Origin of the sequence: Nocardia sp. BMG51109 (genome assembly GCF_000526215.1) — a bacterium.
Taxonomy (GTDB): Bacteria; Actinomycetota; Actinomycetes; order Mycobacteriales; family Mycobacteriaceae; genus Nocardia.
This window is the reverse complement of sequence record NZ_JAFQ01000004.1, coordinates 7,877,284-7,901,134: the sequence shown is the minus strand read 5'-3', so window position 1 is coordinate 7,901,134 and position 23,851 is coordinate 7,877,284. Positions and strand designations below refer to the sequence as shown.

At 69.0% G+C, this 23,851-nt stretch carries 23 protein-coding genes; 10 read left to right on the top strand and 13 right to left on the bottom strand.

What is annotated here, in order from left to right; translation table 11 throughout:
* Positions 1-69 precede the first annotated feature (69 nt).
* Positions 70-1,173, bottom strand: a complete 1,104-nt coding sequence (locus D892_RS0137175) for an MlaD family protein (RefSeq protein ID WP_024806114.1) — start codon at positions 1,171-1,173, stop codon at positions 70-72.
* A gap of 686 nt (positions 1,174-1,859) precedes the next feature.
* Here D892_RS0137175 and D892_RS0137170 point away from each other — a divergent pair.
* The 3 genes from D892_RS0137170 to D892_RS0137160 all read left to right on the top strand — a co-directional run bounded on the left by D892_RS0137170 (position 1,860) and on the right by D892_RS0137160 (position 4,454).
* Positions 1,860-2,474 carry a TetR/AcrR family transcriptional regulator gene (locus tag D892_RS0137170; protein ID WP_024806113.1) on the top strand — a complete coding sequence of 205 codons (615 nt, stop codon included), beginning with the start codon at positions 1,860-1,862 and terminating at the stop codon, positions 2,472-2,474.
* A gap of 222 nt (positions 2,475-2,696) precedes the next feature.
* Positions 2,697-2,870: a hypothetical protein gene (locus D892_RS47355; RefSeq protein WP_156959868.1), complete on the top strand. Its 174-nt coding sequence runs from the start codon at positions 2,697-2,699 to the stop codon at positions 2,868-2,870.
* Positions 2,871-3,092: 222 nt separating this feature from the next.
* A complete protein-coding gene (locus tag D892_RS0137160; protein WP_198037087.1) occupies positions 3,093-4,454 on the top strand; it encodes a type IV secretory system conjugative DNA transfer family protein in 1,362 nt (453 codons plus the stop codon).
* Between the two features lie 130 nt (positions 4,455-4,584).
* On the opposite strand, the gene D892_RS0137155 is transcribed toward D892_RS0137160, so the two are convergent.
* Positions 4,585-6,000, bottom strand: coding sequence for a cytochrome P450 (locus D892_RS0137155; protein WP_024806111.1), 1,416 nt, complete (start codon positions 5,998-6,000; stop codon positions 4,585-4,587).
* A gap of 219 nt (positions 6,001-6,219) precedes the next feature.
* Between D892_RS0137155 and D892_RS0137150 the strand changes: the two genes are divergently transcribed.
* Together D892_RS0137150 and D892_RS0137145 are read left to right on the top strand one after the other, a co-directional pair.
* Positions 6,220-6,681 (top strand): GNAT family N-acetyltransferase, encoded by a 462-nt coding sequence (locus D892_RS0137150; RefSeq protein ID WP_024806110.1) that lies wholly within the window; start codon positions 6,220-6,222, stop codon positions 6,679-6,681.
* Positions 6,678-7,517, top strand: coding sequence for a hypothetical protein (locus tag D892_RS0137145; RefSeq protein ID WP_156959866.1), 840 nt, complete (start codon positions 6,678-6,680; stop codon positions 7,515-7,517). Before D892_RS0137150 ends, D892_RS0137145 begins: the two co-directional genes overlap by 4 nt.
* Here the strand turns inward: D892_RS0137145 and D892_RS0137140 are convergent, their stop codons facing one another.
* The 5 genes from D892_RS0137140 to D892_RS0137120 all read right to left on the bottom strand — a co-directional run bounded on the left by D892_RS0137140 (position 7,518) and on the right by D892_RS0137120 (position 13,175).
* A complete protein-coding gene (locus D892_RS0137140) occupies positions 7,518-8,483 on the bottom strand; it encodes an SCO2521 family protein (RefSeq protein ID WP_024806108.1) in 966 nt (321 codons plus the stop codon).
* 1 nt (position 8,484) lies between these two features.
* Positions 8,485-9,486: an SCO2522 family protein gene (locus D892_RS0137135; protein ID WP_024806107.1), complete on the bottom strand. Its 1,002-nt coding sequence runs from the start codon at positions 9,484-9,486 to the stop codon at positions 8,485-8,487.
* On the bottom strand, positions 9,487-10,416 hold the full coding sequence (locus D892_RS0137130) for an SCO2523 family variant P-loop protein (protein ID WP_232236255.1): 930 nt from the start codon (positions 10,414-10,416) through the stop codon (positions 9,487-9,489). It lies immediately after the preceding gene.
* Positions 10,413-12,263 (bottom strand): SCO2524 family protein, encoded by a 1,851-nt coding sequence (locus D892_RS0137125; protein ID WP_024806105.1) that lies wholly within the window; start codon positions 12,261-12,263, stop codon positions 10,413-10,415. The genes D892_RS0137130 and D892_RS0137125 overlap by 4 nt, the downstream gene beginning before the upstream one ends.
* 141 nt (positions 12,264-12,404) lie before the next feature.
* The gene (locus D892_RS0137120; RefSeq protein ID WP_024806104.1) at positions 12,405-13,175 is read right to left on the bottom strand and encodes a nucleotidyltransferase domain-containing protein; all 771 of its coding nucleotides are present in this window, start codon (positions 13,173-13,175) and stop codon (positions 12,405-12,407) included.
* 216 nt (positions 13,176-13,391) lie between these two features.
* On the opposite strand from D892_RS0137120, the gene D892_RS0137115 reads away from it, so the two are divergent.
* The gene (locus tag D892_RS0137115) at positions 13,392-13,922 is read left to right on the top strand and encodes a nitroreductase/quinone reductase family protein (protein WP_156959865.1); all 531 of its coding nucleotides are present in this window, start codon (positions 13,392-13,394) and stop codon (positions 13,920-13,922) included.
* Positions 13,923-14,240: 318 nt separating this feature from the next.
* On the opposite strand, the gene D892_RS0137110 is transcribed toward D892_RS0137115, so the two are convergent.
* The 3 genes from D892_RS0137110 to D892_RS0137100 form a co-directional block, all read right to left on the bottom strand.
* Entirely contained in the window at positions 14,241-14,627 is a 387-nt protein-coding gene (locus D892_RS0137110; RefSeq protein ID WP_024806102.1) for a DUF397 domain-containing protein, read from the bottom strand.
* Positions 14,628-14,698: 71 nt separating this feature from the next.
* Positions 14,699-15,517, bottom strand: coding sequence for an SAM-dependent methyltransferase (locus tag D892_RS0137105; RefSeq protein ID WP_024806101.1), 819 nt, complete (start codon positions 15,515-15,517; stop codon positions 14,699-14,701).
* Positions 15,518-15,588: 71 nt separating this feature from the next.
* Positions 15,589-16,497: a helix-turn-helix transcriptional regulator gene (locus tag D892_RS0137100; RefSeq protein ID WP_024806100.1), complete on the bottom strand. Its 909-nt coding sequence runs from the start codon at positions 16,495-16,497 to the stop codon at positions 15,589-15,591.
* A gap of 168 nt (positions 16,498-16,665) precedes the next feature.
* On the opposite strand from D892_RS0137100, the gene D892_RS47350 reads away from it, so the two are divergent.
* From D892_RS47350 to D892_RS0137090, 3 genes are all read left to right on the top strand, one after another.
* A complete protein-coding gene (locus D892_RS47350; protein WP_156959864.1) occupies positions 16,666-16,848 on the top strand; it encodes a hypothetical protein in 183 nt (60 codons plus the stop codon).
* Between the two features lie 187 nt (positions 16,849-17,035).
* Positions 17,036-17,227, top strand: coding sequence for a hypothetical protein (locus D892_RS47345; protein ID WP_156959863.1), 192 nt, complete (start codon positions 17,036-17,038; stop codon positions 17,225-17,227).
* A 151-nt stretch (positions 17,228-17,378) separates the two neighbouring features.
* Positions 17,379-17,813 carry a hypothetical protein gene (locus D892_RS0137090; protein ID WP_024806098.1) on the top strand — a complete coding sequence of 145 codons (435 nt, stop codon included), beginning with the start codon at positions 17,379-17,381 and terminating at the stop codon, positions 17,811-17,813.
* A 10-nt stretch (positions 17,814-17,823) separates the two neighbouring features.
* On the opposite strand, the gene D892_RS0137085 is transcribed toward D892_RS0137090, so the two are convergent.
* Positions 17,824-19,098 (bottom strand): CdaR family transcriptional regulator, encoded by a 1,275-nt coding sequence (locus tag D892_RS0137085; protein ID WP_024806097.1) that lies wholly within the window; start codon positions 19,096-19,098, stop codon positions 17,824-17,826.
* Positions 19,099-19,256: 158 nt separating this feature from the next.
* On the bottom strand, positions 19,257-21,332 hold the full coding sequence (locus D892_RS0137080) for an AMP-binding protein (RefSeq protein ID WP_024806096.1): 2,076 nt from the start codon (positions 21,330-21,332) through the stop codon (positions 19,257-19,259).
* A gap of 515 nt (positions 21,333-21,847) precedes the next feature.
* Between D892_RS0137080 and D892_RS0137070 the strand changes: the two genes are divergently transcribed.
* Positions 21,848-22,204: an Lsr2 family protein gene (locus D892_RS0137070; RefSeq protein WP_024806094.1), complete on the top strand. Its 357-nt coding sequence runs from the start codon at positions 21,848-21,850 to the stop codon at positions 22,202-22,204.
* A gap of 333 nt (positions 22,205-22,537) precedes the next feature.
* Here D892_RS0137070 and D892_RS0137065 read toward each other — a convergent pair whose 3' ends face one another.
* Positions 22,538-23,842, bottom strand: a complete 1,305-nt coding sequence (locus D892_RS0137065; RefSeq protein ID WP_024806093.1) for a sensor domain-containing diguanylate cyclase — start codon at positions 23,840-23,842, stop codon at positions 22,538-22,540.
* Positions 23,843-23,851: the final 9 nt, after the last annotated feature.

The window sequence follows — 23,851 nt, the reverse complement described above, 5'->3', positions numbered from 1 at the left end:
AGAAGGTTTCCCGGTCGACCGTGTGGAAGTAGGCGCTGCGTGTGGATCCGGCACCGTGCGTCCGGGTGCTCATCGTCCTTGTCCGATCGCTCTGTCTTTCAGCCGGTTGAGGGTGTAGGTCAGCGACCCGAGGAAGTTGGTCCAGTCGGTGGCGTCGGGTGGTCTGGCGCCGGAGTCGGCGGGGGTGTTCGGATCCGGGACCGTGCCGATCGCCAGCTTGGCGATGTCGATGTTCACGTGCGCCGATGACGCATCGGTGCCCTTGAGGATGATCGGAATGATCGAATTGAGCCCGTCGAGGTTCGCGGTGGGGATGTTCGAGGCGTTGTTCAGTCCTTCGGACAGTTTGTTCACCGATTCGATGAGGCTGCCGTCGTTGGTGCCCTGGATCGACGGGAACGTTGCGATCTGGCCGGTGATCCGGTTCACCTGACCGACCAGATCCACGATGTTCTGCGTGTTGTCACCGATGGTCTGCAACGCCGGCCCGGCCGAGGCCATCGCGTCGGTGACACCCTGCCGCTGCGCGGCCATCGTCGCACTCAGATCACCCGTCGCGGCCAGTACCTCACGGATCCGGCCGGACCGCGCCGCCAGATTGTTCACCAGCTCCCGGGTCTGGCCGATCATGTCCGCCAGCCGGTCACCACGCCCGCCGACCGCCTCCCCGAGACTGTTCACCAGGCTCGTCATGTTCTCGATCGCCCCGCCGTTGACCAGCAGCGAGGCCCGGGTGAGGACCTCCTCGATCGTCGCCGCCGCCGACGTCTGCCCGACCGGAATACTCGCGCCGTCACCGAGATCCGGGGCACCGGCCACCGGCTGCGCGGGCGGTGTCAGCGCGACGAACACATCACCCATCGGCGTCGCCGACCGCAGCTCCGCGGTGGTCCCCGCCGGCAACAGCACACCCGACCGGATACGCATCGACACCACCGCCGTGTAGTCCTGCGCCTGCATCGACTCGACCTCGCCCACATCGGCGCCGTTGAGCCGCACCTTCGCCTTCGACGGCAGATTCAGCGCATTCGCGAACGTCGCCGTCAGCGCATAACCGTCCACACTCGGCGCCGGCAACGGCAGCCGATCCAGACTCACCGAACACCCGGCCGTCGATACGGCCACCGCTGCGACGACGCCCAGAATGCGTTGTCGTGGTTCGAATCTCGACATTTCTCGCACCCTGCTATGCCCGGCGGGCTGCCGGCTCTGCGCCGGATGGCCGGCCGGAATGGTGGTCCGCGGCTCGCGGGGAACTCGAGCACCACGACCGACGGTGATCGCAACGGCGGCGGTGCTGCCGGTGGCGTGGGCGGGCTCGGCCGGGGAGCGTCGACCCACGGTCCCCGTGACTCGCGGTCGTCGGCAGACTCTCGGCCTCGGCAATGATCCGCACGGTGGCCTCCATCGACTTCAATCAGTATTGACTTCAATCAGGTAAATCGACAGGGGAAGACTGAGTGACCCAGGTGTTCATGGAGACTCCGATCGCGCTCACACCGGGTTTTCATCTGGCCAGATGTCTCTGTTCCTGTAGAGGAAGGCTAGCGCACGCGAACCGTCGGCGTGAGCAATTTCCTGACTTGAGTCAGTAGGATGTCTGACGAAGAATGCAATAGCAAAAAGCTGTCATAGCTGCTCGGTAGGTCTGCTCACCGACTGCGAAGCAGGCGAAGCGGGAAACGTTTCAGGAGGCCGACTTCGCTCAGTCGACGGCAGGTGGATCCGGGTCGACGCCTCGTGGCTTCTCGGGTGAAAGGGATGTAAAGATGGAGTTGTCGAGCCTCGTTGCCGCAGCTCCAGCGCTGCACCGGAGGTCGGATACTGACTGCGGTCATGCAGCGAGGTGGGAAGGAGTCATGGCGCCGAACGGTAAGGTCCCAGCGCGTGAGGCGAAGGGGCGGCAGACGCGGGAACGGCTGCTGGGCGCGGCGATCGGGGAGTTCAAACGCGGGGGGATGGCCGGGGCCGACGTCGGGGAGATCGTCGCGGCGGCCGGTGTCGCGCACGCCACCTTCTACTTCCACTTCCCGACCAAGGAGCACGTGCTGCTCGAGCTGGAGCGGCGCGAAGAACAACGCATGGCCACCGAGCTGTCGCGGTTCTTCCGCAAGCCCCATCGGCTGACCGATACCCTCACCGAGGTCATCCACGTCCTGGACGCCCTGAACCGGCGTCTGGGCAGCCGCTTGTTCAAAGACCTTCTCACCCTGCACTTCTCCACCACGCGGCCTCCCGAGGAAGAGTTCACCGACCATCCCGTGATCGTCGCCGTCGTCGACGACATCGAGCGAGCACGCGACCGCGGTGAGGTGCCCCCCGGCACCGACGCGTTCCACAGCGGCGTGTTCTACCTCCTCGGCCTCTACGCATTGCTGATCACCACCCCCGACGAGCCCTCGGTGCGCACACCGCTGCTCGACAAGTACGTGGCTACGGCCCTGCGCGGTATGGGGTCGCCGCAGGAACCGTAGAGAAGGCGCTGCCGCGGCGGCCGGCGAGGATGGTCGGGTCCGCACCCGTCGTCGAACTCACCGGCCGCTCCGTGATAGCTGTTGGATTGCTGGGGTGCGGGTGCTTCGACCGATGCCGAGGTAGACCCGCAGGCCGAGCCGGCGGGGGTGTACGAGAAGGCCGGGTCGGCGGCACCGTGTCGCGGCCGACTCGGGTCGGCCCGGCGATGGTGCGGACACCCCATGTTGTTGCGGCCGAGGGAGTTTCGCCGCTACTGCGGTATGGAAGCAGTGTCGCGGCAATGGCGGACCTCGTCCGCGCCACCACATGATTGGATGCTGCTCGATGCCGAGGACGGCGTGGAGATCTACTCCGCGCCGAACCTCGACCAGATCCAGGGCTGGCTGGATTCCTGAAGGGGGACGGTCGGAACCACCACCGGAGGTGTGCCGGATCGCGATGATCGACAGCACCACCGACGAGAAGGTTCCGTCTCATTCGCCGGAATCTATCAACGGCACGGGGAAATGTCGGAGGTGTCGGCTATCCTCCCCGTGAGAAGAGGCGGATGTACGAATACCGGGCTGTACTACCGAGATTCGGATACTCGAAGCTGCGTTCGCGAGGGGGCGGTGGCGATGGTGTGGGGAAGGCGCAAGGCGCTCGGGCCGTTGACGGAGGCGGGTGCGCGGCAGACGGCCGACAATCTCGGGGTGCGGCTGGGTTATGCCGATGCGCCGGGCGTCGCGATCGGCCGAACCGTTGCGGGAGGCCGGCGGCTGTACGGGTCGTACGAGGATATGCACGTCGACATCTGGGGGCCACGGCAGGGAAAGACGACGCGCAGGGTGATCCCGGCGATCCTGGACGCCGTCGGCCCCGTGGTCGCGACGGCGACCGGGCGCGAGGTCCTCGACGCGACGCGGGATTGCCGCTATGGGAAGGGGAGCCGGGTCTGGGTGTTCGACCCCGACGGTGTGGCCGGCGAACGGCCGGACTGGTGCTGGGATCCGCTGGCATGGGTCCGCGGTGACGAGGCCCGCGCGGCGCGGTTGGCCGGCCACTTCGCCGACGCGGACAGGCGCCTGGACGCCACCGACTACTTCGAGATCGAGGGGGAGGAGTTGCTGGCGGCGCTGTTCCTGGCGGCCTCGCTGGCTCGTTTCCCGATCACCCAGGTGTGGGAGTGGGTGACCAATCCGATGGATACCGAGGCCGTCCAGGTGCTTCGCTGTGCCGAGCGGCACCATGCCTCGGCGGGTGTGGCCGCGCTGTACAACCTGGACGAGCGGACGAAGAGCGGGATCTTCGGCACCGCCCGGAAGATGGCCCGCTGCTTGCGATTTCCGAACCTGCATCCCTGGGTGTGTCATACCGGCGAGCAGTACCGCCTCGACGCGACCGAAATCGTCGATGAGAACGCGACGCTGTACCTGCTGTCGGCGCCGGGGCGCGGTACCGCGGTGCCGGTGGTGAACGCGTTCCTGGACGCGGTGCTCGATGCCGCCCGGCCGTCGCGCATTCCGATGCTGGCGGTCCTGGACGATGCGGCCGATGTGGTCCGGTCGCGGGACTTTCCGCAGCGGTGCGGTCGGTACGGCGCCGACGGCGTCGTCGTGATGGCGATGCTGCAGTCGTGGGCCCAGGGCGTGCGCTGCTGGGGGCCCGGCGGTATGAGCGAGCTGTGGTCGGCCGCGAACATCAGGGTCCTGGGCGGTGGCGTCGACGACGTTCCCCTGTTGCGCGACGGGGTGGATCGGGCGTCGGTCGCGGCGGTGCGGTCGTTGCCGCGCGGTCGGGCGGTGCTGCTCGCCTCCGGCGTGCCGCCCGTGCCGATCGAGGTAGAACCGTGGTGGGAGGGGCCGCACGCCGACGATGTGCGGGCGTCGATTCGTGCCCACGGGCGGCGGAGAACGACGATCGATGATCTGATCGAGTTTCAGGAAGCCGACATGGTTCTCTCGTCGGGCTCCGAATCCGCCGACACCGGGGAACCATAGGTCGCCTCGCAGTCGTCAGCGCCCGATCCGTCCGGACCCGGCCGGGACGGTGCATCGGCCCGGGAACCCATCGATTCGGATGCGATCCGAAATCCACTCTGCCGGTGGATATTCCGGCCGGACGGGCGGTCTATCGACTGCGCGGGTGCAAGCGCAGGCGCAGGCCCGACGGTTTGAGGGTGAGTGATTCTCGGACGTCGAGGCGGTAGGCGGGGTCCGGTTCGAGGTCGAACCGGTGCAGGAGGACGGCGAGGGTGACCGCGATTTCGTGGTGGGCGAACTGCCGGCCGATACAGGCGCGCGGGCCGGTGCCGAAGGGCTTGTAGATGTGCGGTGCGAGGGTGCGGCGGGTGTCGGGGAGGAATCGGTCGGGGTTGAATTCGTCGGCATCCGGGCCCCAGGCCGGGTCGCGGTGCGCGGCGAGCAGCAGGACCAGGACCCAGTCCTTCTCCCGGAACCGGTAGCGGCCGTCGCACAGGGTGGTGTCCTGCTTGGCGCGGCGGAAGTAGCCCGGCCCGGTCGGCCACAGCCGCAGGGTTTCGTCGACGACGCGCCGCAGCGCCCGGAGCCGGCCGACGTCGTCGTAGCCGATATCGGGGAAATCCGGTGCGGGCCACCGCTCGTCGAGCTCGGTGCGGACCTGGTCGGCGATCCGGGGGTGGGTGGCCAGGTAGTGCAGCGCGAAGGCGATGGTGTTGGCGGAGGTCTCGCTGCCGGCGACCATGAGAGTCAGGATCTGGTGGCGAATGTTGGTGGTGTCCAGGCGTTCTCCCGTGTCCGGGTCGACGTCGTCGAGCATGCGGTCGAGCATGTCGCGGCGCTCCCGGCGGGGTTGTTCCCGGCGCGCATCGATGAGGGCGTCGACGACCTCGTGGGCGTGGGCGAGGTCCTGCTGATGCCGGCGCCGGGCGCCGCGGCGGAAGACGCGTTCGAACCGGGGCAGGACATCGGTGCGCCGATTGGCGTAGGCGAGTTCCCGCACCATCGCCGCGACCAAGGGTTCGGCATCCGGACCGGTCAGTGCGCCGAAGGAATGCGAGAACCCGGCGCGCGACATGATCTCGAAGGTGAGCGCGTTCGCCGCGGCCGGAACGTCGATCCAGGTCGATTCCTGCGCCGCCCAGACGTCGGCGAGCCGGCGCACGGTCCCGGTGATGGTGTCGTGGTAGGTGGTCATCGCCGCCTTGCCGAACGCCGGGGCGAGAATGTTGTGCGCCTTGGCCCAGTTCGGTTCCCGGTTGAACGCGGTGAACAGACCGTCCCCGGCCAGCGGCCGCAGCTTCGTCAGCACGTGCCCGACGTGCTTCTCCCACACCGCCTCGTTGTTGACCTCGGCGACGGCCTGCGTTCCGGTGACGACGACGGCCGGATAACCGAACAGCTTCTGCTCGAACACCGGGCCCAGCGTGCGCGCCTGCCGGGCCAGCCGCTGACACGGTTTGTCGAAGTCCGTCGTGAGGACATCGCCGAGCAGCGGTAGGCGGTAGGGCGGACGGGGCAGCGGTTCGGGTCGGGCAGCGGTCGGCTGTACCGGCGTATAGGTCATCGGGTCCCTTGCGGTCGGCTGGGTGGAGCGCATCGATAGTGGCAGACGCGGGGTATGTGACGTCGGCGCGTGGCGAAATGTCCGTCCCGGCGGCGGACGAAACTCCCACGGCCCGGTTACGTCGCAGCGTCGTTCCGCGACATCTACACTGACGCGATTGATTCGGGGGAACGTTCTAGTCTGGAAGCAGACGGCTTATGCCCTGGCACGAGGGAGCACATGGATACCGCTGAGGCGCCGCGGCCGGAGTACCGGCAGGCCCGTTTCACCGACCTCGACGACATCGCGGCCATCGAGGCCGAGGTGTTCGCCGAGCCGTACCGGTATCTGATGCTGCGGCAGCTGTTCGAGCTGCACGGGCCGGCGTGGCTGGTCGCCGAGGTGGACGGCGCGGTGATCGGGTACGCGCTGATACTGGAGAAAGACCGCCGGGCGCTGCTGTTCACCTTCTCGGTGGCCAAGCAGTGTCAGGGACTGGGCTACGGCCGCGGGCTACTGGAGCGCGCCCTGCGGGCCTGCCGGCAGCAGGGCGTCGAGATGATGTACCTGACCGTGCGGCCGGACAATCATCCGGCGAGAAATTTGTTCGCACAGGTCGGATTCGACTGTGTCGACCACGACGACGAGTACTTCGGGCAGGACGAGCCGCGCGACGTGTTCGAATATCGACTGCGGGAGTGAGCGGGGGGCGTACGGGCATGCGTGATATCTCGTCGGTCGTCGCATCGGTCTCCACCCGGATCACCAGGCGCGCGGCCGAATACACCGAAGAGCTGGATCGGGACGAGCGGCCGGAGCAGGCGGCGCTGGAAACCTTCGCCACGCATGTCGAGGCGATTCTCGTCGACTACGAGCCGAACACCCGCCGCCACGCCGACGCCCTGGCGCTCGGTCACCTGTATGCGGCGGCCCGCCGTCCCGAGCCCGACGAGGCGGGCTGGCGGGTGCCGAGCGCGGTGGTGGCCGCGCTGCTGGCGGCGGAGATCGAGTTCCGCGGGCCGCTGCGGCTGAGTACCCGGCAGAACACCCTGCTCGCCGAGGTGTACGAACTGCTGGGAGCGCAGCTGTGGGCGGTGCGACTGCCCGCGCACGCGGCCCTGGCGTACCGTCGCGCCACCGCGCTGTACCGGATGAACGAGGACGACGAGGCCGAGGACCGGTGCGGGTTGCGGCTGGCCCGGGCCCGCACGCGCGCACTGCCGCGCGGCTGGCGGCGCTGGGCCGTACAGGCGTCGTATGTGCTGTGCGGCCACGGCTACCGGCCGTCCTGGCTGCTGGGCTGGGTGGTCGCGCAGCTGGTGCTGTTCACCGCGCTCGCCCTGCTGTTGGCCGGCAACGACTCGCCGACCGAGACCGTCTACATGTGCGTGACCACCTTCCTCAATCCGTCCGGACCCGGCGACAGCGAGGGCCTGCACGCCGCCGCGCGCCCGCTGTTCGCGGTGGAGGCGTGGGCGGGTGCGGTGTCGATGTCGGTGTTCTTCGCGCTGCTGGTGCGCAAGTGGTTCCGGATGTAGCTACCAGTTCGGGTCGAAATCCTTGTGCCGCAGGGTGTTCAGGGTAGCCACCGCGATGCTGTCGCGCAGCCGCGTCACCAGGGTGCTCCACTGCCGGGTGAAGCCGGGCTCGGCCTGCAGGTCCTTCCACAGGGTGCGCAGCACCGCGGGAGTGTGCGCGCCCGGCATCCACAGTCCGGGAAGATGTTCGAGCGCCGGCGCGAGGATGCCGGTTCGCTCGCGGCTGTGCGAGGCGAATCGGTCGGCCTCGTCGAAGGCGTCGGCCAGCGCCGTCAGCAGCCAGTCGTGTGCCGCCACGTCCTCGCAGAACCGTTGCGCCGCAGCGAGATCCTTCTCCTCGCGCACGGTCACCCGAATCGAGCGGACGGTGGCGTCGTCCAGGCGCATCTTCGCCGAGGGGCCGGCGCTGCCGCCGACGCCGGCGGTCCAGCGCAGCCGCGTACTGCCCGCCCGCAGGGGCGGGTTCTGGTCCAGCCGGGCGTCCGCGCGCACGCGGGCCAGCAGGCGCTCGCTGATCGAGGCCAGGTCGAGGGTGGTGCGGCCGGTCGGTCCGGCGAGGTAGCTGTCGGCCAGGGCGACGGCGGGCTTCGCCCGTTCGGGAATGCGGTCGATGATCTCCGTGACACCCTTCTGGCTGACGTAGTGCGACCAGGTCTGCCGCCGCCGCTCGGTGGCGCGCACCACCCGGGTGTGGGCCGAGGACTGCAGCACGCGCCCGCCGGCCAGTACCGTCCGGGTCGCGACGGTGCCGACGATGTGCACGGGGTCCGCGCCCAGCGAGAGAGCACAGTCGACGCCTACCGCGGTGGTCGGCGAGAGGGCGAGACTCCCCGGCCGCTCCCGCCAGCGCACGGCGCGGCCGGGAACCGTCGTCAGCAACTCGACCGCCTCGGGGCGGGTCAGCGGAACGGCCGAGGGAAGCAGGCAGGTGCGAACCTCGCCGAGTACGACCAGGGGCGTCGCCATCTCAGGGTCCGTCGAGCAGCAGATGGGACAGCCGGTCACTGACCTTGCGCGGCACCGTCACCCCTTCGGTGGCCCCGCGGGCGATGATCTGCGCGACCACGTCGTCGTCCAGATCGAGATGATCTAGTACCAGCCGCACCGCGTGCTCAATGGCGATGTAGCGCTTGGGCAGCATCGACAGGGTCTGGTAGGCGGCGAACGGGGTGGCGTCCGGGGCGAGCTGCACCACCGGCGGCACCTCGTGCCAGCGCCGCGGCCAGGGTTCACCGCGCCACGGCTGCGGATCCACCACGGCCGCACCGTGATAGCGCAGCATCCCGAGCCGCAGCAGGTGCCAGACCGCCGCCAGGAACGCGCACGACCACCTGGTCTCCGTGACATCGTCACGAACCTGCCTGTTCCACAGCTGCACGTCCAGGAAGATGGAGTGCTCGCGGCGGCCGAACTCCTCCGGCGGCTGGTAGTCGCGCCCGCGCATCGCCTGTGCCGGTTCGTGTTCGGAGGATCGGCGGCCGTTGCACAGCCACCCCGACTGTGCGGTGGGCGGGCGGCGGCCGGAGTCGGGCGGCGCCGGTTCGGCGACGATGCGCGCGGCCACCATCTCCGCCACCGGAATCGGGTCGCCCACCGGAACGCCGTCGGCGAACGGCGAGGCCTGCCAGCAACCGGATTCGCGCGCCAGATAGTCGATGGCCAAACCGGATTCCTCGGCCGCCGACAGCAGCTTGCCGAGCACCTCGGCGGCATCGGTATCGGCCTGGAAGTAGTCGTCGATCAGGTAGCAGGTGCTGACCCGCGCGCCGGGCCCGAACTGCACCCGGGCCGACTCGATGAACGCCGACACCAGTGGGACGATGCGGCGGAACTCCGCACGCATCCGGTCCGGATCGCCGGTGATGTCGTTCAGCGCGAAATGCCCGACCTCGATCGACAAGTGCGACAACGGAACCGGTGCGATGCACGGCTCGTCCGTCGCTTCGGTGTATCCCTGCGTCTCGCGCATCTAGAGCTTCTCCCAGGTGGCGATGTCGACCAGGCGGCGGGCCAGTTCGATATAGGCGCGCGCGGTCTCGTCGTTGGCGATGTGGGCGTTGACGTCGCTGTCGAGGATGAGCTGTTCGCGCCATTGCAGGACGGGCTCCATCGGGGTGGCGCCGAGCAGCGCGGTGGCGCCGAGCCGGTTGGCGGTGGCGAGCCGGCGCAGCGCCGCGTCCTGCTCCTGCAACCATGCCGCCTGGGCGGGATGCTGCGCACTCGTGTGCGCGACCGGAGCGGGCACGGCGGTGCGCACGTACCGGGTGGATCCCAGCAGTTCGTTCCGGTTGTGACCGCAGCGTTCGCCGGTCTCCAGCAGCCCGTGCGGGCCGTGGACCAGCCCGGAGGCCGCCAGGATGTGCTGGCGGGTCCAGCGGTGGAAGATCAGCCACCGGGCGGTGCGCCGCCGCAGCTGCGGCAGAGCCGTTGCGCGCAGGGCGATGTCGAGCGCGACCGAACGCCCCGCGCTGAGATCGACGACCACCACCCGGAATTCCTGTTCCAGCGCGACCAGCAGTTCCGCGCATCGCGTCACGACCGTGTCGTCGCTGGTGAGGAATTCGGCGCCGCCCTCGTCGCCGGGGAATAGCACCAGGCGGCCGGACCGTGGCCAGAGGCGCTCGAGGTCGGGCCGGTCGGTGGCGGTGCCGACGTCGATCCGGGCGGCGGTGCCGCTCTCGCCCAGCAGGTAGGAGTGCACGCCGCCGACGGCCACACCGCGCTCCACGGAGCTGATCTCGAACAGCGCGCCGGCGGTGGGGGAGCCGAAATCGAAATCGACATAGGCGACGTTGCGCCCGGACACGCACAGCCGGTAGGCGATGTTGCAGCTGGTCACCGAGCGTCCGGTGCCGCCCTTGTCGGAGGTGGAGAACACGAGCACCGTGCCGCCCCTCACCTGGTCGCGTCCTGGCGCGCGTACGCCAGTTCGTCGAGCTGGATCAGCGCCTGGGTGGCCAGGCCGTACGCGGTGCCGGGGCGCTCGCGCAACACCCGCCGGGCGCGGTCGAGCGATTGCCGGATCCGGTTGACCGCGGCCTGTTTCGGTGACCTGTCGTGCCCCTCGACGTCGAGCTCCTCCTGGTTGAGCAGATGCTCGGCCTCGCTGAGCAGATCGACCGCGCGCGCGACCATGCTCTGCGGCGCCAGCGGCGGTTCGCTGAAGGTGGCGTAGGCGATGACCAAGCATTCCATGACCCGCTCGGTGACGAACCAGGACGGGCCGTCGGGCGAATCCGCCGTCGTGCTCAGCAGCCGGCCGGCGTCGTCCCAGAGTCCCGCGGCCGGGCCGGAGGGCAGCACCCGGCGTTCCAGATGATCCATCGCCGCCTCGGCCAGCGCCATCAGCTGGTCGCGGGTGTCGACGTCGGTGCGCAGCCGCGCGGCCTGCAGGCACCGCTTGAGCATCATCGTCACGAAATCGGGGACGTGCCATTGCAACTGCCCCCCGTCGCCGACGTTCTCGGTGCCGGCCAGGCGTAGTCGCACCCCCGGATGGTGCAGCGTCGCGGCCGGGTCGCCGGAGGTGATCCGGCTGGTGATGCGGCCGCGGCGGGCCAGCTGGTCGAATACCGCCACGGTGCGCGCCAGATCCTCGGTGCTGTCGCGGTAGACCAGGTCCTGGATGAGCATGGCGGCGACCGCGAGGCTGAAGTAGTCGGATTCCTCGCCGTCGGAGGTGCGCCAGGGGATGTCCTCCAGCGGCCAGCGGCCGCCGCCGAACCGGGCCACCGTCGACCAGTAGCTGCGCGCCAGTTCGAAGCGCAGTTGCAGGCCGTCGGCCAGTTCGCGCTGGTCGTCGTTCAGCAGGTCGAGTTCCCGGATGCGTTGTGAGGACAGGTCGGTGATGCCGTCCAGGGCGACGGCCGTGAAGTACAGGTACGGGCGGGGTTCCGCGTGCCCGGTCGCGGAACCGACGTGGCCGGGCACGAAGTCGATCGGCTCCGCCGTGCGGACGATGCCCCAGCCCCAGCCGCATTCGAACAGCCGCTCGTCGTCGGCGACGTCGATCTCGGTGGTCTGGCTGAGCCGGACCTCGTTGGCGGCCTGCACCCGCAGCCGCTCCAACCGGGCCGACAGCCGCCTGATGACATCCTCGGACGGTGCGCCGACCTGGTTGATCATGTCCAGAACGGCCCGGCCCGCATCGGATTTCGGCTCCGGTGTGTGAATGACGAAGCTGCGCACCAGGCCCGCCATCGCACCGGTGAGCCGGGCGCTGACCCGGTCGATCACCTGGGGGATGCGCTCGCGCAACTGCCTGGCCTCCAGCCGGACCTCGCCGCCGACGAACCGCTCGAAACCGCGCAGGAAGCGCATCGACGCGATGCACAGGCTCAGCGACATCGAATAGGAATCGACGACCTCCAGGTCCAGCTGGGCGTCGGTGGGCGGGCCGCCTTCGTCGGTGCGCAGGTAGCCGCCCGCCGCGAAGACGGGGTATCCGTCCGGTCCGGTGTACCGGTCGAGATATTCCTCGAGCAGGGCGACCAGGACGCCGCCGATGCGGGTCTCCTCGCCGAACGGCGCGAGGGCGGTCTTGGCGTCGGCGGCCATCTCGTTGGGCTGGTCCAGCGCGAAGGCCACGATCTCCGTCGCCGGATACAGCAGGCACAGCAACTGCTCGGCATCGCTGATGGAGTTGGCGCCGTCGCGCCCGCCCCAGAACCACTTCTCGTCCCGATAGCTACAGGCGAGCACCGCCTGCCACAGATCCAGCAGCTGTTGCCGCGGCCGAATTCTCATCGTCCCTGTCCCTTACCCCCATGCCCGGTCGTCAGCGCCGAACGTTGTCACATAGAGTGTGCCCCCACGGCGTTCGCCAGTCCATGGAATAGGCGAGGTCGGTGTTTGCCGCCGGATAGCGTGCGCGGCAGCGGCTTCCGGTCAGGGCCGGGTCGTCGCCCACCGCACCGCCTGTTCGCACAGCGCGTGAGCGCGTTCGACGGAATCGCGCAGTGTCTCGGGATCGGGTTCCAGCCCGGCGGCGAGCGCATCGATCTCGCTCAGCCCCGCGCGGGCGAGCAGCCGCTTCTCGTTGGTGACCCATTCGCCGCGGGCGGCGAGCACCGCGTGCGCCGACTGGGTGGCGGCCTGGGCGATCGCGCCCGCGCACTGGGCCACCCGGCGGTGCGGCGCATGGTTGGCCCGCGCATAGGTGAGCACCAGCTGCGCGGTGCCCCACCAGACTCCGGGCGCGTTGGCGCGCAACGGCTTCGGATAGCCGGGCCGCGGCAGTTCGCCGCGCAGCACCCGGTTGATCGCGAGTTCGCCGACGACCAGGTAGGAGGGGATCCCGGCCAGATGGAACAGCAGCGGTTCGATGCGGAACCGCCCGGCCCGCGCCTCGTTCAGCTCATGCTCGATCACGTCGAGGTCGCGATAGTGCACGTCCACCGGACGTTCGTCGATGCGCAGCCGGGCGCCACCGTTGAACACCCCGCCACCCCACGCGCCGATCTCGGAAACCTCACCCTCCCAACCGATCTCACGCAGGTGTCGCGGATCGAACCCGCCCCGGTAGTAGATCGCCAGGTCCCAGTCGCTGTCCGGCCGATGCGTCCCCTGCGCCCGGGATCCGCCGAGCGTCACCGCCGAGACCCCGGGCAGCGCCGCCAGCCGGTCCGTCACCTCGTCGAGAAAGTCACCGTCGTCCACGCCCGGATCGTCGCACGCGGACCACCGGACGCGGAATTCGCCGGGTGCGCGGCCTCGGCGAGACGCTCGATACCGGTTCGCGCCGTGAGCGCGGGCGGTGGTGCCGACGCGCCAGGCGGGTGAGCGGTCCCTGGGCACGGACCGGGAACCGGCCGAGGCGTGGCCGGACGCGCGGCTGGTGTCGTCGACGACTCCGGGCATACCGGGAGTCCGGCCATGGATCAGGCGATCCTGCGGGCCGTCCGCGGCTTCGGTCGGAGGTGGGGCGCGGCCTCGTCGGCCGCGGGGTTTCCGGTGCCCGGTGCCGGTGAGGCGCCGCCGGTGCCGGTCGCGGCGGGACGGCCCGCGCTAAGGTGGCAGGCATTCCGAGTGTTGCATGCCGACCGGGAGGTATCCGTGGATTCGAAGACAGTGCTGGGCCCGGCGGTGCGGGGCTTCAACCGCGTGGTGGTGACGCTGACCGAGGCGCCTGTGCTCGGCCCGCTGATGGGCAAGAGCTTCGTCTCGATCAGCTATGTGGGGCGCAAGTCCGGGAAGACCTTCAGTACGCCGGTCAACTACCGGCGGGTGGGCGACGAGTACGTCATCGGCGTCGCCCTGCCGGACAAGAAGAACTGGTGGCGGAATTTCCTCGGTGCGGGCGGGCCGATCACGCTGCATCTCGACGGGGCCGACCGGCACGGGCACGCGGTGGCCGATCGTGACGAGCGCGGCCGGGTCAGCGTGCGGGTGCGCCTGGAGAACTGATCGGGGCCGTACCGAAGCGATCGGGCCGTGCCCGAACAACCGGGGCGTGCCGAAACATCGGGTGGCGCAGGTGGATTCGTGGCGCTCTCCCGAGGACGGCCCGGAATGCCTTGTGACGGCGCCCCAAGCCCCGCTCCGGGGGTTGGTGAGTTGTCCTCCCCGGGATGCGATCACTCCGGTCCGGGCTTAAAGTTCTTGATGCGCAAGGTTGTTGCTTCCACGGTCGCAGGGGGACCGGGCACAGTACCCGCGCGGTGCGGGTACCTGTCGTGGATATGCACGATCCCCGAGCGACAGTGGCGGACGATGTCGGCCGCGTCAGTTGTGGTCGAATTCGTGGTTGCGCACCCCGTGGTGGAAGGCGTCGAGTTCGCCCTGGTCGAAGATGAGTTCGACGCCGCCCCCGGGTTGCGGTGTGGCGGCACGGAATACGAAGTGTCCGTCGGTGCGAGGGGTGATCGTCAGCGGGGAGGAGGTTCCGGCGCCGCGTACCGCGGCTTGAATGGCGTCGAATTGTTCGTCGGTGAACAGCAGGAGTTCGCCGGTCGGCAGTGCGGTGGCGGGGGTGGTGCGGTCGGTGGCGCGCTTGTCGTCCCACACCGCGGTCCAGCCCTGCTTGCGCGCGACCCGCACACAGTTCTGGTTGGGCGAGCTGATACTCGCCTTGCGGAACTCGCCCGCGGTGAATATAGGTAGCAGCGTCATTGGTGGTGCCCTTTCTACAGAGTAAAGCTGCAGACGCGCGAACAGCGGCAGCCCGTGCGTCTGCGGTCTGTCTATGGCTTGTAGCCAACCGCGGCGAAATTACACGGCCGTGCCGGATCCTGTGTATCCACCGGGTGCGTCGGGCGCCAGTCCGTGGCATATACGATGCCGGGTTCGACAAGTTCCACACCGTCGAAGAAGGTGGCGAAATCGTCTCTGCTGCGGGACATTGCCGGGTCGGAGGTGCCGCGGTAGAGATCGACGAGCCCGGCGTAACCCTGCTTGAACTCCGGGCCCGCATCCTCGACCGAGCCGTGCGTCATGGCCACGTAGCTGCCCGCGGGCAGGCGATGCCGCAGCTGCGCCATCAGCTCGTACGGCCGGTCGCTGTCGGGGACGAACGGCCAGACGGCGATGATGAGCAGCCCCAGCGGCTCGTCGAAGTCGATCAGCCGGCGGGCCTGCGGATCGTCGAAGATCACCTCGGGACAGCGCAGATCGGCCTCGATGACGGCGGTGTGGTCCAGCGCGCCCTGCTGCAGCAGCAGGTCGTGGGCGCGGTTGACCGCCTCCATATCGTTGTCGACGTACACCACGCGGGTGTCGGCCGCGTGGGCGCGGGCGACGTCGTGCGTGTTGCCGACCGTGGGTAGCCCGGAGCCGATGTCGAGGAACTGCCGGACTCCTTGCGCCACCATGAATTCGACGGCCCGCTGCAGGAATTCGCGATTGTGGTGGGCCAGCGTGTCGATGTACGGGAAGACCCGGAACACGTGCTCGCCGAAGATCTTGTCGACATCGAACACGGCCTCGCCGGACAGGTAGTAGTGGTACATCCGGGCGGCCGACGGCCGGCTGGCGTCGATCTCGCGGGACTCGAAGTCGTTCATGGCAACCCCCATGACTCGTTGTGATTACTACTGACGAGGTGTGGACGTGCGAGGCAGTGACGGGACGGTCGTCACGCGGTGAAGGTCTTGCGGCGGAACGAGCGCGCGATGTGCTCGATGAAGGTGCGGGAGTCCTCGGCGCCGAGTGCCGCGGCCGACAGCCGCGACCACACCGTCTCCCGGGCCGTGACGGCCGGTTTGTCGTCGATGTATCGAATATCGCCCTGGCTCTCGACGATCGCCATGTCCAGATCGCCGGCGGCGCCCGGTGACGGCACCCGGACCAGGGTGAACCGGTCCTCCATGCCGGCTCCGTAGGTGGTTACGGTGAACGGCAGCACCTGGATGAGAATGGTGGACCGCTTGGACAGCGCCAGCAGATGTTCGAGCTGTTCCAGCATGACCGCGTGGCCGCCGTACTCGCGGCGCAGGCACGATTCGGACAGGATGACCCGGAACTCCGGCGGGTTCGGCCCGAGCAGGATCTCCTGCCGTGCCCGCCGGGCCTGCACCGAATCCTCGACCGTGATCTTCCCGGCCTCCCCGGCCTCGCGGTCGCCGGGTTGTTCGGGCTCGTGCAGGGCACGGATGTAGGACTCGCACTGGATGAGCCCGGGCATGATCTCGGCCTCGGCCACCCGCAACAGGCTGGCGTGTGCCTCCAGGTCGACCAGCAGGCGCAGGTCCTCGATGTAGGCGCGACGGTAACCGCTGTTCCAGAAGCCCCGCTTGTGGTTGTCGCGGCGCAGCTCCTTGAGGATCTCGAGGTAGCCGCAATCGGTGAAGCCGAGCTCGATGGCCAGCCGCTCCAGATCCCCCACGGTGATGGAGCTGGCGCCGTTGGTGAGCATCGCGATCCGGCTCTGACTGGTCTCGATGATCTTGGCCGCCTCGTGCTGGCTGACCCCGGCCGTGTTGATCATGTGCTCGATCTCGCGGCCCAACAGCAGTTTTCGCGCCGTTCGTAATCGCGTAGCCATGATGGTGAACGTCCGGCTCAGCCGGAACGCCTGAACCCCTTCCGCCCCAGCCTCTTTCGTTATCGTGATAATCACGCTAACATCTATCACGTTCAGGATATCACAGTTTCAGTATGTAGCGAGCGTCGTCCGTGGTACTCGGCAGCGTCTCAGCGGAGGGGAAGGCGCATGACGGCTACCACGCAAAGGTGTTCGGCGCCTTGCCTATCCGGCACGGGTCGGCCGTGTCGTGAACTGGACGGTGAGCTGACGGATGCGCTCGCGCGCCGGCTGCTCCGCGAGCACGCGGCATCGTGTGCGCAATGGCTCGCGGCGGTGGCGTATCTGTCGGCGGGGCTGGACGACGACTGAATATGATCGAGTGTTGGAGTGTGCTGTGACAGGGTTGGCGGCCGTCGTGCTGGTCTTCGGCGCGGTGATCGCATTGTGCGCGACCGTGGTGTGGCCGAGTAGTCGACCGGCGCAGCGCGGTACGGGTGGGTTCGACGCCGGTGAGTTCGGTACCGGGCGAACGGAACCCGCCCCCGGAGGAGACACAATGGATGTGTCCGTATGGCCGATCGGCTGGCCGCACGAGGCCCCGGATCAGCCGATGTCGGTGAGCGAAGCGCATTCGGCGATGCAGCGCCATCGCGGCTGTCGCCGCGAGGAATGCCCGCGCAAGCGTGCGGCGTACCAGACACTCGTGGAGGCCGGCCGGATCAAGCCCGACTCCGGGCGCGAACAATAAACATCACCCGACGATTCTTGGGAATTGTCACAGTCGCGGCGCGCCGTGATTCGGATGTTTCTGTCTACCGGTGAGTAGCGCTCGTATTCCTTGTCTGTCCCAGTTACTTTCGTTGCTGCGAAGGGGCCCTGGCGGACGGAAGGAGCGCGCGATGCGAGGCAACGATTCCGGCGACGCCGAGTCCGCGGACGGTCCCCTCGACCGCTCGGGGGGTGCCCGCGATTCACCGTGGAATCCGGAAAAGCGTTGGGATACAGGTGGATCCGATCCCACGGCGGTGATGCGGCTGGGTTTCGAGCTGGCCATCGTGCTGCTCGACGCCACCGAGTCCGCTGCCGCCGTGGCGCTGCATCGGCTCGAGGACGCCGCCGCCGACTGGGCCCGCGACGGCGTGCCCATCGACACGGTGCAGCACGCGATTCATCGCGGCGTCAAGGTGAGCCTGGATCGGATCGACCCCACGGGCGCGCGCGGCCGTACCGATCCGGTGGCCGATCGGGCCTTTCTCGTCGACATGCTCGACGTGCTGACCTCGGCGGTGTCGCGGGCCTACGTCGCCGAGATCCAGGCCCGGCCCGGGTGGTGATCGGCTTCGGCTATCGGTCCGAGCTGCGGTAGCTGCGCGCGACGAGCGCCGAGCGCAGGTACCACAGGCCGCTGGCCTGGGTGGGGTCGAAGCCGGTGAGTTGGCCGATGCGTTTGAGCCGGTAGTCGACGGTGTTGGTGTGGACGTGGAGGAGGCGGGCGGTGCGTTGGCGGTTGAGGTTGTGGGCGATGTGGGTGTGCAGGGTTTCGAGGAGTTCGGGGTGGTGGTCGAGGGGTTCGAGGAGGGAGCCGAGGTATTCGCGGCCGGGTCCGGGGCGGGTGAGCTGGTATTCGAGGGCGAGGTCGTCGAAGCGGTAGAGGCCGGGTTCGCTGTGCAGGCGGGCGACCATGTCGAGGAGTTGGTGGGCTTGGTCGGCGGCGGTGGGGATGGTGTCGGTGGGGGTGCTGACGAGGGTGGCGGTGATGGGGACCCGCGCGGCCTTCGACAGGCGAGTGACCAGATCGTCGAACGTGTCGTCGGTCTCGCGGACCGGGATGAGCAGGGTGCCGCCGTCGACGCTGAGCAGCGAGAGGGCGGTGTCGTTACATCGAGTGGCCAGGGTGGCCTGCAGGCGCCGGAGTTTGCGGCGCGCAACGACTCTGCCGTCGAGCACCGGGTTGGACTCGTCGGGGTGCGGGGGTATGGCGAGGGCGAGGACGTGGTAGCGCTCGGCGATCTCGATGCCGCATTCGCGGGCCATGGTGGAGGTGGGGTGGCCGCCGAGGAGTGCGGAGGTGAGGGTGTGGACGGCGGTGTGGTGTTCGGAGACTACGGCTTTGAGTTCGCGGACGTAGGCGGTGGAGACGGCGGTGGTCATGGTGTCGAGCATTTCGACGACGAGTTGCGCTCCGCCGATGAGGGATTCGTAATCGGCGAGGCTGAGCGTCATCCCGTCGTGCTCACCGGACCCGGCGCTCCGATGCTTGGTGGCCGCGCTGCTGACCACCAGATCGAATCCGATCTTGAAGCCCTCGTGGATGGCGTGGTGGATGGTGTCGATCGGCACGCCCTCGCGGGCCCATTGGGCGGCGGCGTCCTTCAAGCGCTCGATCTTCTCGGGAATGTTGGTGCCGTCGAGCATGCCGACGGCGAGTTCGAGGCAGGTCCGGGTGATGGTGGTGACGTCGCCGTAGATGGCGTCGCCGGGCAGTGTGCCGCAGGGTGCGACGTTCTCGACGAAATGCCCGACCATCTGGCGCGATAAAGCCCAGACGTCCTTGAGCGGCGACGACATCGGTCGCCCCGAGACGGTCAGTGTCGGTCGGTTCTGAGTGCTGACAGACATGGGAAACTTCCTTCCACCCCCGTTCACTGCACTGCCATATCAACGTAACCGTTTCGAGACTCTTCAGGGCAGAATCCACAATCGATCGTGAAGATTCGGGAGATTCCGTGTGGTACTTCTCGTGTCGGATCACAGTGCCGCGGCCGGCAACCGGGCGCTCACAGCGGCGACTCGTTGACCGGGGCGCCCGTGAGCAGCCGCTTGAGCACCTTGCCGGTCTCACCGCGCGGCAGCGCGGACAGGAACGTGACGTCGCGCGGGACGGAGAAGCGGCTGAGCCGGTGGCGGACGTAGGTGCGAATCATGTCCGAATCCAGCCCCGAGCCCTCCCGCTTGACGATGAAGGCCGCCAGTCGCTGGCCGAACTCACGGTCCGGCACGCCGACCACCGCGACGTCGGTGATCTGCGGCAGATGCGCCAGCGCCTCCTCGACCGGCCGCGGGAAGACGTTCTCGCCGCCGGAGATGATCATCTCGTCGTCGCGGCCGTCGATGAACAGCCGCCCGGCGGCGTCGAGATAGCCGAGGTCGCCGGTGTCGAGCATGCCGTCGGCCTCCTCCGGCGGTGCGGCGTTGACGTAGCCGTCGAACAGCATGTGATTGCCGACGTAGATGCGCCCGGTGGCGCCCACCGGGACCGGGTCGTGGTCCGGGCCCAGGATCGCGATCCGGGTGCCCAGCGGCGGGCGGCCGGCCGTGGTCGGGGAGGTGCGCAGATCCTCGGGAGTGGCGACGGTGGCCCACGAGACCTCGGTGGACCCGTAGACGTTGTAGAGCACATCGCCGTAGGTGTCCATGAACCGCTGCACCGTGGCGCCGGCCAGCGGTGCGCCGCAGCTGGCGACGACGCGCAGGCTGGAGGTGTCGAACCGGGCCCGCACCGGGGTCGGCAGATCCAGGATGCGCTGCACCATGGTCGGCACCAGAACCAGTGTGGTGACCCGGTTTTCGGCGATCAGGCGGAGGGTGTCGCGGGCGTCGAAGTGTTCGGGCAGCACGACGGTGGCGCGCAGCGGCGTGCTCAGCTGCAGCGTCGCCATGCCCCAGGTGTGGAACAGCGGCGCCGGGATGAGCATGGTCTCGTTCATCCGCAGCGGGATGCGCGACAGCAGCGCGGCCACCGTGGCGAAACCCTTGGGATGCGGGCGGCGGGCGCCCTTGGGCGTGCCGCTGGTGCCGGAGGTGAGCACGATCAGCCGGCCGGCCCGGGACGGTTTGCGGAAGTCGCGGTGCCCCTCGGTGATCAGGTCGTCGATGGTGGTGCGGTAGGGGCCCGCCCCGATATCGGTGAACACCCGCTGGATATCCGAATGCAGGTAGTGCACCAGCGATTCCAGCTCGCTGTCGACGAACAGGTGCTCGAGCCGGTGCCGCTGGACGATCTCCTCGATCCGCCGCGCCGACAGGCCCGCGTTCAGCAGCACCACATCGACACCGAGTTTGCCGGCGGCGACCATGGTTTCGACCATTCCGGCGTGATTGCGGGCCAGCAGGCCGACCGCATCGCCGGAGCCGAGCCCGAACCGGGCCATCGCGGCCGCCAGCGCGTGGCTGCGCTCGTGGATCTCGGTGAAGGTGCGGGTGCCGTGATCGTCGACGACGGCCGGGCGGTGCGGGGAGCATGCGGCCGCCGCCGCGTAGCCGCCGGCCAGATTGAATCCCCACGCGGCCAGTTGGCGCAGCTGTTTCGCGCCGAGATCGGGGCGGTAGGTGCGGACGACGCCGGTCGAGACCATCTGGCGAGCCACGTCGGCATGCCGGCGTAGCAGCGTGCCCTCGCCGTTGACCACCACGGACGTCGGTGCGCCCGTGAGTAGTTCGGCCAGCCGTCGCAGCCCGGCCTCGGCCCAGTCGGTGATGTCGGAGTCCGGCAGCGCGGCCGCGATCGGGTGGATGCGGCCCGGCGCGAAGAAGGTGAGGGTGACGCGGGTGCCCTCGCCGGTCGCGGTGTCACGCAACCGAACCGCCGCGAAGCTGGCCGTCGCCGCGCACTTCAGTTCCAGGCTCTCGCCGGGGCTTCCGGCCACGAAAGTTGCTGCGAATGTGCGTATCCCGGCCCTCGGGGTGCCTATCCGGAACTGCCACAGCGGATGGCCGTCGATCGTCTCCAGGCGATCGCAGGCGCCGATTCCGGGGAAGAATCGCGAATAGCTTTGCGGATCCGTGAGCAGATCCCACACGGATTTGCGGTCGACCGGCAATTCCACGGTCGCGTCGATCACATCGGTAGCCAACTTCGTACACTTCTCGCGGGCTGGTCCGAACCGTCCGGACCGGCGGGGACTCATTTGTAGCCGGTGCGTCGCGGACCGGTCAAGTACGGTGTCGCACACCGTATTTCGGGGTACGAATGACATGTGTAGCGGCATTGTTTTCCGTCTCAGTTTACCGATCGGAACCCGCCGCAGAGCCGGTGTCGCGCATTCTTGTGATCGTTCCCTGAGTTCCGTCGTACGGGCTTGTGACGGGGCGGGCGGGGACGACGCTCACCGGTTGCCGGCGCCGCGCCCGGGCGTGCTGGAAGTTCGGTTGTGCCGCAGTGCCTTTCGGCGCGCCGGATCCGGCGCCTCGGCCGGGATTCGCGCCGATTTCGGCCGGGCCCGAGCGGAATCGCGGATTGTTGTCCGTCACTGTCTTCGCGGACTCGATATGGTGAACTTTCCCAGTGGCACGACGGCGGTTTCCGTCCCTCAGTAAGTTACGAATCTGCGGGAGCAGCGCTGGGGGTCGGGGTGCGAAGGAGCACGGAGTGTCACATCGAGTACTGGTCATGCACGTCGACGACCTGGACGGCACGTCGTCGGCGGCCGAGACGGTGGTCTTCGGCCTGGACGGGGAGACCTACGAGATCGACCTGTCGGCCGCCAACGCGGCCCGGCTGCGCGAGCAGGTGGGGCACTGGGCCGGACACGCCCGCCGGGTCCGGCGCACCATGACGAGTGTGCGCAGGCCGGCGACGATGACGGCCGTCGAATCGACCGCGGCACGGAAATGGGCGCGCGAGAACGGACTTGCGGTGTCCGCGCGCGGCCGTGTGCCCGCCGAGGTGCTGCGGGCCTACCTGAACGCCGAGCGGTCCACGGCCGACCGGCGCGCGGCCGACTGAGAACGGGCCGATCGAGACCTTCGTCGCAAACCCACCAGCAAACGATCGGCGCCCATCCGGGCCGCGCCTCGCGCCGAATACCGGACAGTACTCGATGGCCCTTGCGCAGCAGCAGGGCCGGAGTGCCGGTATCCGCAACGCCGACGGAAGGACCAGCCGATGATCCCGCATTTCATCGATCAGCTCGTGAGCACGATTTCCGGCTTTATCGACACGCTCCTGATGCCCTGAATCGACGGAAGTAGGACGCCTCGGAGCCGGGGTTTGCCGGACCGCGTGCCGGGCCGGTGCCCGCTCGTCGGGAGCCGGGAAGTTCAGCGCGGGCGGAAAGTCTCAGCGCGGGCCGGGAAGTATCGCCCGGGCCGTGATGTCGTGATTGTGCAGCACCCACCGGTTCGGCCCGGCGGCCTTGGCCCGGTACAACCCGGCGTCGGCGGCGTCCAGCAATTGTTCGGCATCCGCATCGGCAACGGGGGTCACCACGGCTCCGATGCACGCGGAGATCGTCAGCTTCAGATCGTCCACCGGAATCGGCTCGGTGAGCGCGTCGAGCAGCGTCCTCGTCACGGCCGCCACCCGGGCCGCATCGCACGGCGGCGGGAACAACACCACGAATTCGTCGCCGCCGACCCGCGCCAGCATCGCCTCGGCGGTGTGCGCGGCCAGTCGCGGTGCCACCGCGGCGAGCAGCCGATCCCCGACGCCGTGCCCGTAGGTGTCGTTCACGCCCTTGAATCCGTCCAGGTCGATGAAGCCCAACCCGATCCGGTCGTCCGGCCCGGCGTCCGCGATGATCTCCGCGACCGTCTCGACCAGCCGGCGCCGATTGGGCAGGCCGGTCAGCGGATCGTGCCGGGCCTGGCGGCTCAGTTCGGCCTGCAGGGCCCGGCGCTGGGTCGTATCCTCGCCCACCACCAGCAGGTAGGCCGAGCGCCCGCCCGTCGCCGGCACCAGCGTGATCGCCCACTCGGCCCAGCCGCCGGTCCGGTCGGGGCGCGCATAGCGCAGCTCCAGCCGCACCGTGCCGGATCCGGTGGTCAGCAACTCGTCGAAGACGCGCGCCCGGATCTCGGCGTGGTCGTCCGGGTGCACCAGCTCCGAGACCGGCAGGCCGCGAAGCCGCGGCACCGGCAGGCCGAGCATGGCGGCCAGCGCCGGGTTCGCGTCGACGACCTGTCCGCCCGTATCGCAGATGCCGATCGCGACGGCGGCGTTGTCGAACAGCACCCGGAACCGCACCTCGGCCGCCTGGCGGGCGTCGGCCATCGCCGCGTGCAACATCTCCTGGTGGCGGGCCCGGGTGGCCAGCAGCTCCACAGTGTAGCCGCGGGCCAGCTCGCCGAGGGCGGTGACGACCCGCGCCCGGTGCGGTGCCATGGCCTCGGCCAGCGGTGCCAGCGCGCCGGAGGTGCGGGCCATCACCCGGGGGTCGGTCAGATTCGCGCGGACCAGGTCGGCGCCCACCGCGGCGGCGGCCGCCCCGTCGAACGGCTCGGCCACGATGGCCGCCATCAGCCGCTCCAGCAGCCCCGTGAGCAGCCGCTCGAGATCGCGCTGCGGCATCGGCACGAAGCCGGTGTCCGACACCGCAGTTCGCCACTGCCGCGCCAGTTCGGCGACGGCCTGTTCGCGTGTCACGCCAACCAC